The organism is Halopseudomonas sp., from assembly GCF_041579695.1.
In the GTDB taxonomy this organism is placed as follows: domain Bacteria; phylum Pseudomonadota; class Gammaproteobacteria; order Pseudomonadales; family Pseudomonadaceae; genus Halopseudomonas.
On the sequence record NZ_JBFGFI010000088.1, the window covers coordinates 1 to 11,763 of the forward strand.

Here is an 11,763-nt window from a genome sequence, read left to right on the forward strand (position 1 = left end):
CAGATAGGCCGGGATAATGACCGGATCTTCCTTGCCATACACATACAGCCCGGGCATGGGCCAGACATGACCTGCCAGGCCGGCCCAGCGTTTGGCGTCCTCGCCGAAAGCCCGATAGTAGTTCGCTCCCGCACCAGCCGTACCCGGGATGCGGTACATGCGGATGTACTCGGCGATGGATTCCTCGGGCAGTGGATTCCCCCAGCCGCTGAGGAAGTAGCGTAACCAGGTTTCCTCGTTGCCCGGAATCATGGCTTCAGGCAGCCCCGGCGCCTGCTGGAAATGCTGATACCAGTAAGACTGGCCACCAGCGCTCTGGAGCTTTTCGGCCACCGCCATGTTGCCCTTGAGATTGTTGATCAGAACAATATTCATGAGCACCATTCTCTCGACCCTGGCGGGCGCCGCCAACGCCATTTCCTGAGCCACCACGCCGCCCCAGTCATGCCCGACCAGCTGAAAGCGATCGACACCCAGCGCGTCCAGCATGGCGATCACGTCCTGTGCCAGCGCCTGCTTGCGATAGTGCTCCTGTCCCTCGGTGCGTTCGCTGTCGCCGAGTCCGCGCAGATCCGGCGCAATGACCCCCAGTCCCGGTTTCAGATGACGACCCACATGTTCCCAGCACCAGGAACTCTCCGGCCAGCCGTGGATCATTACCAGCGGTGTGCCGTCAGGATCACCGCCCTCACGATAGGAAAACTGCCCGCGTAGGGTGTTCAGGCTTTGTGGATCACTGAGAAACATCGGGGCGCTCCTGGTTGGTTCTGCAGCTGCGTTCGCTAGGTCAATGTAGCCCATTCACGCGCTGGGCTTGCCGGTGTCATCCCTTCATCCGCTCATCGACGCTCAGGCTGCCCGGCCCGACCGCGGCAACCACCAGCAAACCACCGATCATCGAGATTTCCTTCCAGAAGGTATTCCATTCACCTTCGACCCAGAACGGGTGAAAGATGAACGCCGTGCCCAGGGTGAAGAGGATCAACAGGCACGCAGCGATGCGGGTCTGGAAGCCGATGATCACCGCCAGGCCGCCGAATAGCTTGATCGTAAAACCGATCCAGACGGCAAACGCCGGTACGCCTTTCGATGCGGCGTAATCGATCGGAACGTTGCCGGTAAGCAGGGCGAAGCCGCCTATAAAATAGACCAGCACTAGCAGGGTACGACCTGCGGCCATTACGTACGGGTTATTGAGACGATCGAGCATGGGGGTCACCTGGAATGGTTGTTGAGGTCACCTCAAAACTCTAGCATCGATCCTGGCTTATCGCTTCTGCCTGGCGAAGGAAGCCTTTTGTCATACCTTCGGATGGCACCAGTCGGCGTCAGCTGTTTCAATCGTTATGAACATCAGCAGACTGGAACAAAACGATGACGCAGCATTCATTAATGGCGACCACTGCGTTGGCGTCGGCCGATATGGCTCGCGTCATTGAAATGGCCTGGGAGGATCGCACGCCCTTCGAGGCCATAGAAACGCTTTACGGACTGAATGAGCCTGCCGTCGTCCGCCTGATGCGCCGAGAGCTCAAGCCCAGCTCGTTCCGTCTTTGGCGCAGGCGTGTCAGTGGCCGGGTTACCAAGCATGTCGCCCTGCGCGATCCTGGTGTGATTCGGGGATATTGCCCAACACAGTACAAACGATGAAGTCTGCGGGTAGTGCCGCTGCATAATCTTCAGATACTGATCTGCCCGACTATGCAGGGCTGGACTTGCCCGCCCACCCAGATATCAGCGTCGATTCTTTCAATAGAGACTCTGCCGCGTCGCCCAAGCGCGGTGCCCTGGCTGGCCACATAGCGCTCCGGCAACTCCCCTGCTGCGATAAGCCACTGGGCAAGGCTGGCATTAAGGCTGCCGGTGACTGGATCCTCGGCGTATTCACCGCCCATAAAGGCGCGCACCTCGACATCGGCTTCAGCAGCCTCGCCGTGCCAGGGAGCGATCACGCCGATATTGAGTCCGTCGAGTGCTGGATAGTCCGCTTGCAGGGCCATGACTTCCTCGCGCGAAGACAGCAGCACGCCAACCCAGCCTGGCCCGTTATCCACCCAGTTGCTGGCGCGGATCCGAGCCACGTCCATACCCAGGCCGCGGGCGATCTGCTGCAAAGTGTTCGCCTCTACGGGACCACTGCGAACCAATGGCGGCGCGGCGAAAGCCAGTTGGCCGGCGCTATGCCGAATTCTAATCAGGCCGGCCGCGCATTCCTGCACTATAGATTCCCCTCGCGGTTTACCACCGTTATCCAGCCAGACATGACAGCTACCCAGCGTCGGGTGTCCGGCAAAGGGTAATTCACGTTGCGGTGTGAATATTCGCACCCGGTAATCGGCTTCCGGGTGGGTTGGGCGCAATAGAAAGGTGGTTTCGCTCAGATTGGTCCAGCGGGCCAGAGCGGCCATCTGCGCATCTGTCAGATCTGCGGCGTCACTGACTACCGCCAGTGCATTGCCCTCCAGCGGATGCTCGGCAAAGACATCAACTTGCTGAAACGGGAGTGAGATGGGCATGGCTGGCACCTGATTGAGCTTGTATGGAGAAATGATCATAGCCAGACCGGTGTGGACACGTACAGGTACAGAGTCCGTCAGAAACAGCGAGCGCCGGCTTTGTCAGCGTGTCAGCGGTGGCTTCCCTCCGGGTGGTGGCGTGTCAGCCGTGCTGCCGGCTTCACGATCAAGCAGGGCCCGCTTGCGGTCGATGCCCCAGCGATAGCCGGATAAACCGCCGTCCTGGCGAACCACGCGGTGACAGGGGATCGCTACCGCGATTGCGTTGGCGCCGCAGGCGCGGGCGACGGCGCGTGCCGAGGTGGGTTGCCCGATCTGCCGGGCGACCTCGGCATAGCTCATTGTCTGCCCTGCCGGTATCGCCCTTAGAGCCTGCCACACACGCTGCTGGAATACGGTACCCCGTATGTCCAACGGCAGGTCGGAGTCGATGCCGGGGGACTCCACCATGCCCACCACCGGGGCAATCACCTGCTCGTAGCCGGCATCGGCGCCGACCAGGGTTGCCGCCGGAAAGCGGTCCTGTAAATCTGTGACCAGGAGGCCGGCATCATGGCCAAGCGTCACACACACCACGCCCTTCTCGCTTGACGCAACCAGGATTGCGCCCAGGGAGCAAGTTCCCACGGCAAAGTGCAGGGTTTCACGCACCCCTCCTGAGCGGTAAGCGGTTGGTGTCATGCCGAGGATTGCCTCCGAATTTTGATAGAAATGGCTGCTTGAGCTGAAACTACCCTGATACATCGCCTGGGTTATGCTCGGCGCCTGTTGCAGCTCGTGACGGGTCTGCTGAGCACGCAGCGCTGCTGCGTAGACCTTGGGAGTGACCCCTACAAGTGCCTTGAAGGTTCGCAGAAAATGACTCGGACTGCGTCCAACGCTCTGGGCAAGCTGTGCCAACGAAAGATCATGTTCGGACTGTTCGAGGAGACGACAAGCCTCGGTGACTAGAGCGGCATTTGCCTGCCGACCTGAGGGACCATCCGGATTGCAGCGTCTGCATGGACGGCAGCCAGTGGCCTGGGCGTCCGCAAGGGAATCATGAATGCGAACGTGTTCCGGCTTTGCAGAGCGGGATGGACAGGATGGCCGGCAGTAGACCCCTGTGGTGATCACCGAATACCAGAAGAGTGAATCTGCGTTCGGGTCGCGAGCAACTACGCGAGCCCAGCGCGGATCATCTGTAGTCGTCACCTGTTGATCACTGGAATGCTCTTTCATGGTCTCAGCCCGGCGCGTGGGAATGTAGTCATTCTAGCGACGAGCGCAGAGCCGAACACTCTGTTTCTTGCTTTCAAATTCGGCCCGGGCGCTTGAGCTGCGCCCGGGCACAGCTCAACGGCCTACGACTTTCTCCGCCTCTTCTACGGGTGTGTGCCGCACGTCCTCGCCCTTGACCATGAAGATCACGTTCTCGGCAATATTGCAGGCGTGGTCGCCTACCCGCTCCAGCGCGCGCAGAATCCACATGACCGACATGCAGCGGGAGATATTGCGGGTATCTTCCATCATGAAGGTAAGCAATGTGCGGGTGGCCGCCTGGTATTCTTCATCCACCCGCTTGTCTTCCTTCATGATCCGCAACGCCTGCTGCGAGTCCAGGCGGGCAAAGGCATCCAGCGAATCACGCAGCATGCTCAGCACATGATCACCAATATGCCGGACTTCCAGATAGCCCCGCGGCGCCTGGCCCTCTTCCGCGAGCTTGATCGCGAACTTGGCGATTTTCTTTGCCTCATCGCCCACCCGCTCCAGGTCGGCAACCATCTTGATCACCGATATGACCAGACGCAGATCCCGCGCAGCCGGTTGGCGTCGGGCGATGATCAGCGTTGCTTCCTCATCTATGTCCATTTCCATCCGGTCGACCATCTTGTCGCCGGCGCGCACTTCTTCGGCCTGTTGGGCGTCGCTGTTGACCAGCGCCTGGATCGCACGATCAACCTGCGATTCGACCATGCCGCCCATCTTGAGGAACTCGGTTTTCAGATCCATCAGTTCGTCATTGAACTTGTGGGAGATGTGATCGCCGTACACTTCGTCTTTTTTATCTGTCATAACGCTTCTCCAGTGTCCAACTATCCAGGGTTAGCCAAAGCGACCGGTTATATAGGATTCGGTAAGGTCGTGCTGGGGGGCGGTGAAAACCTTCGTGGTCTCATTCACTTCCACCAGATGCCCCAGGTGGAAATAGGCGGTGCGATGGGATACCCGCGCTGCCTGCTGCATCGAGTGTGTGACGATAACAATCGTGTAGCTTTCCGACATCTCGGCGATCAGTTCTTCCACTTTGGCAGTGGCAATCGGATCAAGCGCTGAACAGGGCTCGTCCATCAGAATCACTTCCGGGTTTACCGCAATCGCACGGGCAATACACAGACGCTGCTGCTGGCCGCCGGACATGCCGGTCGCCATCGCATGCAGGCGGTCCTTGGCTTCGTCCCACAGGCCCGCCTTGCGCAGACTGTTCTCGACAATCTCGTCCAGGTCGGCCTTGCGGTTTGCCAGGCCGTGAATCCGCGGACCATAGGCGACATTGTCATAAATGGACTTGGGAAACGGATTGGGTTTCTGAAAGACCATGCCGACCCGGGCGCGCAGCTCCACCACGTCGTTCTTCGAGTGATAGATGTCTTCGCCGTCGAGCATCAGCTGGCCCTTGACCTGGCAAATGCTGATGCTGTCATTCATCCGGTTCAGGCAGCGCAGAAAGGTTGATTTGCCACAGCCGGAGGGCCCAATGAACGAGATCACCTCATTGCGGCCAATATCGATGCTGATGTTCTTGATCGCGCGATCATCCGCGTAGAAGACCTCGACGTCGCGAAGTTTGAATTTCGGATCGTCCGAATAGGGTTTGCCGACGGTCTTGCCTTCTTCGATAGATGCGCTCTGGGGCGCGCCCTTATCTGCCGAAGGCTTTTTATTCTGGTCCTGTAAGGCCAGCTCGTCCGCTGCAGTGCGTGAATGGATAGTGGTCATTGCAATCTCCTTACCAGCGACGTTCGAGCCGCTTGCGCAGCCAGATGGCCAATGCGTTCATACTGATCATGAAAGTGAGCAGCACCATGATGCCGGCGGATGCCAGCTCTATAAAACCCTGCTCTGAACTGCTCGCCCAGAGGTAGATCTGCACCGGCAGCACAGTGGCGGAATCAAAGAAACCATCGGGCACGTCAACAATGAATGCCACCATGCCGATCAGCAGCAACGGTGCGGTTTCACCCAGTGCCTGGGCCATACCGATAATGGAGCCGGTCAGCATTCCCGGCATCGCCAGGGGTATCACATGGTGCATCACGACCTGCATCTTCGACGCGCCGATGCCCTCCGCGGCTTCGCGGATGGAGGGGGGAACGCTCTTGATTGCCGCGCGGCTGGAAATGATGATGGTTGGCAGCGTCATCAACGCCAGTACCAGACCACCGACCACCGGTATTGAGCGGGGCATGCCGAACAAACCGATAAACACCGCCAGGCCGAGCAGGCCGAAGATGATCGAGGGCACTGCTGCCAGGTTGTTGATATTCACCTCGATAAAGTCGGTGAGCTTGTTCTGCGGCGCAAACTCTTCCAGGTAAACCGCCGCAGCGATGCCCATGGGGAAGGCAATTATCAGCGTAACGAACATGGTCAACAGCGAGCCGACAATAGCCCCGAGAATACCCGCGCTACCCGGGTCTCGGGAGTCGCCTCTCTTGAAAAGGGTGTCGTTGAAGCTGGTGTCGATGACCCCTTCTGCCATCAACTGATCAACCCACGCCTGCTGTTGTTCCGATAATCGGACGCTGTAGCGTGGGTTGTCCGCATGCTTCACGTAAACGGACACCTGATCATGGGCCTGAAACTCGAAGGTCTGCGTCGTATTAAGCAGCTCCGGATTGTTTCGCAGTCGGTCGCTGATCTGGTTGGGAGCATAGTTTCCAACCAGGCCCTTGAGCTCACGCTTTTGCGCGGCACTTTGCGTACCGGAAATCTGCTCCTCCAGAGCGGTTATGATCGGCGCCGCAAAATCAGCCATCGAACGCTGATCTGCGTCAGTCGGGTCGGTCAGGTACATTTGCTCGGCGTCGAGCGTCACGTCAAGAGTGATGGTCGTTTTGATGAAGCCGGTGTGCCCCTTGCTGATGATGTCGGCAAATAGAATAAACAGCGACGCCAGGGCAATAAAAATCGCCACCATGCCGTAAATCCGGAAACGGCGCTCCTTGCGATAACGCTTTTTCAGGGAGCGGCGGACGATCTCCGCCTGAGAACGTTGATCAGTCATACTGTTCCCTATATTTGCGAACGATTTTGAGTGCCAGCACGTTGAGTGCCAGCGTGACTATGAACAGCAGTGCGCCCAGTGCAAACGCCGACAGGGTCTTGGCGCTGTCGAACTCCTGGTCACCAACCAGCAGCGTAGCGATCTGTACCGTGACCGTAGTTACCGAATCCAGTGGATTGGCAGTCAGGTTGGCGGCCAGGCCCGCTGCCATCACCACGATCATGGTTTCACCAATGGCGCGGGATGCCGCGAGCAGAATGCCGCCCATGATGCCCGGTAGCGCTGCGGGAAAGATCACCTTCTTCATGGTTTCCGACTGGGTAGCGCCGAGTGCCAGCGAACCGTCGCGCATTGCCTGCGGTACGGCGTTGATCACGTCATCGGACAGCGACGAGACAAAGGGGATGATCATGATGCCCATGACCAGACCGGCGGCGAGCGCACTCTGGGAAGAGGCTTCCAGGCCGACCATGGTCGCCACGTCGCGAATAAAAGGTGCCACGGTGAGCGCGGCAAAAAAGCCATAAACCACCGTGGGGATGCCGGCGAGCAGCTCCATCAAGGGTTTGATCGTCGAGCGTGCTCGCTTGCTGGCGTACTCGGACAGATAGACTGCAGAAAGCAACCCCGTCGGCACTGCTACCAGAAGCGCTATAGCCGAGATCAAGAGAGTGCCGGTAAACAGCGGAATGACCCCGAAAGCACCCTCGGAGCCGATCTGGTCTGCGCGCAATGCCGTTTGCGGGCTCCAGGTAGTACTGAACAGGAAGTCGGCAATCGGCACTTTCTCGAAGAAGCGCAGGGTTTCGAACATTACCGAGAAGACAATGCCGGCAGTGGTCAGTACCGCTACCGCGGCGCAGACGAAGAATATCCAGCGTAGTGTTCTCTCGACATTTTCCCGCGCGTTGATATGTGGCGCCACACGCGTCCAGGCAAAGGCGGCGCCGAGCACGGCGACCAGCACTACGAGCATTGCCTTGAAGTCCGCGCTGCGCTCGCGCAGGCTCTCCAGCACGCTCGACGCTGCAGCGATGTAGTCAGGCGCCATGGAAGCGTCTAGTTTGCCTGCGGCGACGTTGCTGATCTGGGAAAGCATCAGACTGGCACGGCCTGCAGTTTCGGGCCAGACATCTTCCGGCATGGAGGCGATCACCAGGCTCTGGATGACTCTGTCCTCGAAGGCGGCCCATACCGCCAATACGATCAACGCCGGGATGGCACACCAGAGTGCCGCCCGCGCTGCATAATAAAAGGGTAGTGCTTTGAGATTGCGGATGCCGCCAAGGGGCTCGGCTACTGCCCGCGAACGCATCAGCGCCAGGCTGTACGCAACTGGAGTGAGCACCAGGATGAGTAGTAAAAGATGGGCAGTCTGCATAACAGTCTCTGTTTTTGATCCGGTAGATAGGTCACTTCAGCGCCTAGTCTGCCAGTTTGTCGAAGAAAAATAATCAGACAAACGCAATAGAAGAACGCGAGCTTGGGCTCGCGCTCTCCTTTCTTACTGTCGAAACGGGTAACTGAGAATCAGAACTCGTTACCAGTCATTGGCTGCAGCTCACGTGCCTGCTTGCCGATCTTCATGCGAGCGTCACGCGGATTGGGAACCAGGCCCACGTCGACCAGGTAGCCATTGTCACCCCAGGCACCTTCGCTGGTGAACTCTGAAACGTATTCCTGGATACCGGGAATCACGCCTACGTGAGCATTCTTCACGTAGAAGTACAGGGAACGGGCAACCGGATATTCCTCGTCGGAAATGGTCTCGGGACGCGGCTCGACACCGTCAACCGTCAGTGCCTGGATCTGACCTTCGTTCTCCATCAGGAAGCTGTAACCGAAGATGCCGACGGTACCCTTGTCCTGTGCCAGACGCTGGACAATCAGGTTGTCGTTTTCGCCGGCTTCAACGAACGGACCATCTTCGCGCATGCTGTGGCAGGCAGACTTGAACTTGTCTTCTTCCATCGACTTGATGAAAGCGAACTCTTTACAGCCACCTTCCATTGCAATCTCAACGAAGGCATCGCGGGTACCGGAGGTGGGCGGCGGCCCCATTACGCTGATAGCCATGTCAGGCAGGCTGGAATCGATATCGCTCCACTTCTGGTAGGGATTCGGAACCAGTTTATCGCCACCCTTGGGATCGGGTACGTCTTTGGCCAGTGCCAGGTAAATTTCCTTCAGGGACAGATCCCACTTCGGGGCTTCGTTGGACTGGGCAATAACGATGCCGTCGGAACCGATCTTCAATTCGGTGACTTTCTCCACGCCGTTGGCCTGGCAATTTTCAAACTCGCTTTCTTTCATACGACGAGAGGAGTTGGTGATGTCCGGATGCTGCACGCCAACACCGGCACAGAACAGTTTCATGCCGCCGCCCGAACCGGTGGATTCCAGCTTGGGAGTCGGGAAGTCGGTGTTGCGGCCAAAACGCTCGGCAACAACGGTTGCGAACGGATAAACAGTGGATGAGCCGACGATGTTGATGGTATCGCGAGCCATGGCCGGAGCAGCTACGGTAGCAAGGCTGACCGCGAGTGCCGCAGTGGTAAGAGCTGTTTTCAATTTCATCACGCGTGTCTCCATTTTTACGTTGTGTACCGGGTTTGTTTCGCCGATGTGAGAACAGTAATGGGTCTGTGTGACAGCTTTGTTACATTGAAAGAAATGTGCGGGCGGTGCCGGAATCTTTTCGTTACCGCATGGTCAGCTCCGAAACTCGCCGGGAACAGCCGGCGGAGGGCAATTTGCTTGAGTGGATCTACCCAAAAAACCAGTAGCATACGGCGATGGCCGTCAACATGCCGGCAAAGTCCGCCAGCAGCGCGCAACCCAGGCCATGGCGAATCCGGGTAATACCGACAGCGCCGAAATACACCGCGATCACGTAGAAAGTGGTTTCCGTGCTGCCCTGGAACGTCGCGGCCAGCAGGGCGGGGAAACTGTCCACACCGAAGTTGTCCATGGTTTCGATCATCAACGCGCGGGCACCACTGCCCGATAGCGGTTTGATAAAGGCAGTGGGCAACGCATCGATGAAACGGGTGTCCCAGCCCAGGCCCTCGACCATCCAACGTACGCCATCGAGCGCGCCATCGAGCACACCGCTGGCGCGCAGTGCCCCGACCGCGACCAGCATGGCGACCAGATAGGGTAGCAGCGAGATGGTGAAGCTGAAGCCCTCCTTGGCGCCTTCGATGAAAGTATCGTAGACGTTGACCCGGCGCAGCGCGCCGATGGCGAGAAACGCAATCACGATTCCGAACAGGGTGAGATTGCCGACCAGGCTTGAGGTCGCTGCCAGTGCCTGCGCTGACATGCCCGCCAACGTGGTCAGCAAAAGCCCCAGTGCCAGCCCGCCACCGAGCAGATACGCGAGCACGACCGGGTGCCAGAGCTTCAGTCGCTGCATCAGGGCCACGCTCAGCAGGCCGACCAGACTCGATGCGGTGGTTGCCAGCAGTATAGGCAAGAAAACCGCCGTAGGTTCGGCAGCGCCCTGTTGCGCGCGGTACATGAAGATGGTGACCGGAAGCAGGGTCAGCGAGGAGGAGTTGAGCACCAGAAACAGGATCTGGGCATTACTCGCGGTATTGGGGCTTGGGTTGAGGCTTTGCAATGAGTGCATCGCCTTGATGCCGATCGGGGTTGCAGCGTTGTCCAGGCCGAGAATATTGGCGGCAAAATTCATGCTGATATGGCCCAATGCGGGATGGCCGCTGGGAACCTCTGGCATCAGCCGCCGGAATAAGGGGTCCAGCACACGGGCCAGCACCCGGATCAGCCCAGCCTTCTCCGCAATCGCAAGAAAGCCCAGCCACAGGGTCATGGTGCCGACCAGTACGAGGATGATTTCGACGCTGAGCCGCGCCATGTCGAACAACGAGGCGACCAGGCGGCCGAACACCTCAGCGTCGCCCATCCCCAGCCACTGCCAGAGCGCGGCGGCGAAGGCAGCGAGGAAGAAGCTCAGCCAGATTCCATTCAGCATCGGTCAGTCAGCCCCCGTTTCCGCGGCGGAGCATGCTGGCAGTGCGCCGGATGTCGGTAGGACTGATGTCGCAACGACCGGCGACGCGGATGCCACGGGTATGCACCAGAGCGAAGTAGTGGTGGTAGCAGGCACCAGGGCGGCGAGGATGGCAGCTGTCTCCGCATCTGCCACGCCATCATGGCGCGCCGGGCGAAAGCGCATCTGAAAAGCAGCAATTACATTTTGTCGCGCCTTTTTCCGTGCGGCAGGTGGTGCTCCGGGGCTGATTTCCAGCCGGTAGCCGAAAGTCTGCAAGGCCATTTCGAACCACTGCGGCGGAGGAGTCCGGCCGGCCAGTACCTGTCTATAGCGAGTCACCACTGCGGCCTCCGGCCAGATGGCCACTCCCGCCTCGGCTAATTGCTGCCAGGGGAACAGCGGGCCGGGGTCAACCTTGCGTTGCGGGGCGACATCGCTATGGCCCAAAACCCGGTCGGGCGTTAGTTGGTGGCGCCGCAGTATGTCCTGTAGCAGCGGTATCAGGGCTTCGATCTGTTCTCTTGGCCAGGGATGCCAGATCCTGCCCTGCGCTGTGTCGGTGTACCCGGGATGGACAATCTCGATACCGATGGAGCTCGCATTGAGCCAGGTTCGCCCCTGCCAGCTGCTGTCACCTGTGTGCCAGGCGCGGCGGTTTTCATCCACCAGACGATAGATGGTTGGTTGCTCGCTGATCAGATAGTGACTACTGACTTCGCCGCGGGTCAGGTGCATCAGGGCGCGGTCGAAGCCGGAGGAGGTGTAATGCACGATTACATACTGCACCCGGCTGTCGTGGTTAGCCGAGCTATGGCTGGCATCGATCTCCAGCATAGGGGCGCAGCCACCGAGCAGGAGACTCAGGCAGAACAGAGAGGTCAATCGGCGCAGCATGGGTGCAGACTCTGCTTGATAAAGGCAGCAGGCTAGCACGACCTCTCACGGGTTGCAGCGCCTCA

General features: G+C 59.0%; 12 protein-coding genes. 1 reads left to right on the plus strand and 11 read right to left on the minus strand.

The annotated features are described in order from the left end of the window. Both ABYA88_RS13640 and ABYA88_RS13645 read right to left on the minus strand, forming a co-directional pair. Positions 1–747: alpha/beta hydrolase (locus tag ABYA88_RS13640; RefSeq protein ID WP_373187928.1), on the minus strand; the 747-nt coding region annotated here is incomplete at its 3' end. Positions 748–823: 76 nt separating this feature from the next. After that, positions 824–1,210, minus strand: coding sequence for a DoxX family protein (locus ABYA88_RS13645; RefSeq protein WP_373187929.1), 387 nt, complete (start codon positions 1,208–1,210; stop codon positions 824–826). A 164-nt stretch (positions 1,211–1,374) separates the two neighbouring features. Here ABYA88_RS13645 and ABYA88_RS13650 point away from each other — a divergent pair, with 164 nt between their 5' ends. Next, a complete protein-coding gene (locus tag ABYA88_RS13650; RefSeq protein ID WP_373187930.1) occupies positions 1,375–1,650 on the plus strand; it encodes a TIGR03643 family protein in 276 nt (91 codons plus the stop codon). A gap of 29 nt (positions 1,651–1,679) precedes the next feature. Here the strand turns inward: ABYA88_RS13650 and ABYA88_RS13655 are convergent, their stop codons facing one another. From ABYA88_RS13655 to ABYA88_RS13695, 9 genes are all read right to left on the minus strand, one after another. Next, complete coding sequence (locus ABYA88_RS13655) at positions 1,680–2,516, minus strand: PhzF family phenazine biosynthesis protein (protein WP_373187931.1); 837 nt, start codon at positions 2,514–2,516, stop codon at positions 1,680–1,682. Between the two features lie 102 nt (positions 2,517–2,618). Continuing rightward, the gene (gene ada / locus ABYA88_RS13660) at positions 2,619–3,737 is read right to left on the minus strand and encodes a bifunctional DNA-binding transcriptional regulator/O6-methylguanine-DNA methyltransferase Ada (RefSeq protein ID WP_373187933.1); all 1,119 of its coding nucleotides are present in this window, start codon (positions 3,735–3,737) and stop codon (positions 2,619–2,621) included. Between the two features lie 114 nt (positions 3,738–3,851). Next, on the minus strand, positions 3,852–4,574 hold the full coding sequence (gene phoU / locus ABYA88_RS13665; protein WP_373187935.1) for a phosphate signaling complex protein PhoU: 723 nt from the start codon (positions 4,572–4,574) through the stop codon (positions 3,852–3,854). A gap of 30 nt (positions 4,575–4,604) precedes the next feature. Beyond that, positions 4,605–5,498, minus strand: coding sequence for a phosphate ABC transporter ATP-binding protein PstB (gene pstB / locus ABYA88_RS13670; RefSeq protein ID WP_373187936.1), 894 nt, complete (start codon positions 5,496–5,498; stop codon positions 4,605–4,607). 10 nt (positions 5,499–5,508) lie between these two features. Next, positions 5,509–6,786 (minus strand): phosphate ABC transporter permease PstA, encoded by a 1,278-nt coding sequence (gene pstA / locus ABYA88_RS13675; RefSeq protein ID WP_373187938.1) that lies wholly within the window; start codon positions 6,784–6,786, stop codon positions 5,509–5,511. After that, complete coding sequence (pstC, locus tag ABYA88_RS13680) at positions 6,779–8,167, minus strand: phosphate ABC transporter permease subunit PstC (protein WP_373187939.1); 1,389 nt, start codon at positions 8,165–8,167, stop codon at positions 6,779–6,781. The genes pstA and pstC overlap by 8 nt, the downstream gene beginning before the upstream one ends. Before the next feature lie 149 nt (positions 8,168–8,316). Further along, positions 8,317–9,366 (minus strand): substrate-binding domain-containing protein, encoded by a 1,050-nt coding sequence (locus ABYA88_RS13685; RefSeq protein WP_373187941.1) that lies wholly within the window; start codon positions 9,364–9,366, stop codon positions 8,317–8,319. Positions 9,367–9,553: 187 nt separating this feature from the next. Further along, positions 9,554–10,783, minus strand: coding sequence for a nucleoside recognition domain-containing protein (locus ABYA88_RS13690; protein WP_373187942.1), 1,230 nt, complete (start codon positions 10,781–10,783; stop codon positions 9,554–9,556). A gap of 3 nt (positions 10,784–10,786) precedes the next feature. Further along, on the minus strand, positions 10,787–11,698 hold the full coding sequence (locus ABYA88_RS13695; protein WP_373187944.1) for an N-acetylmuramoyl-L-alanine amidase: 912 nt from the start codon (positions 11,696–11,698) through the stop codon (positions 10,787–10,789). Positions 11,699–11,763: the final 65 nt, after the last annotated feature.

What these genes read in the sequence shown, in the direction of transcription:
- ABYA88_RS13650 (WP_373187930.1), top strand. Translation starts at nt 1,375, where the DNA reads ATGACGCAGCATTCATTAATGGCGACCACTGCGTTGGCGTCGGCCGAT.
- phoU (WP_373187935.1), bottom strand. Translation starts at nt 4,574, where the DNA reads ATGACAGATAAAAAAGACGAAGTGTACGGCGATCACATCTCCCACAAG.
- pstA (WP_373187938.1), bottom strand. Translation starts at nt 6,786, where the DNA reads ATGACTGATCAACGTTCTCAGGCGGAGATCGTCCGCCGCTCCCTGAAA.
- ABYA88_RS13695 (WP_373187944.1), bottom strand. Translation starts at nt 11,698, where the DNA reads ATGCTGCGCCGATTGACCTCTCTGTTCTGCCTGAGTCTCCTGCTCGGT.
- ABYA88_RS13655 (WP_373187931.1), bottom strand. Translation starts at nt 2,516, where the DNA reads ATGCCCATCTCACTCCCGTTTCAGCAAGTTGATGTCTTTGCCGAGCAT.
- ABYA88_RS13645 (WP_373187929.1), bottom strand. Translation starts at nt 1,210, where the DNA reads ATGCTCGATCGTCTCAATAACCCGTACGTAATGGCCGCAGGTCGTACC.
- ABYA88_RS13690 (WP_373187942.1), bottom strand. Translation starts at nt 10,783, where the DNA reads ATGCTGAATGGAATCTGGCTGAGCTTCTTCCTCGCTGCCTTCGCCGCC.
- pstC (WP_373187939.1), bottom strand. Translation starts at nt 8,167, where the DNA reads ATGCAGACTGCCCATCTTTTACTACTCATCCTGGTGCTCACTCCAGTT.
- pstB (WP_373187936.1), bottom strand. Translation starts at nt 5,498, where the DNA reads ATGACCACTATCCATTCACGCACTGCAGCGGACGAGCTGGCCTTACAG.
- ada (WP_373187933.1), bottom strand. Translation starts at nt 3,737, where the DNA reads ATGAAAGAGCATTCCAGTGATCAACAGGTGACGACTACAGATGATCCG.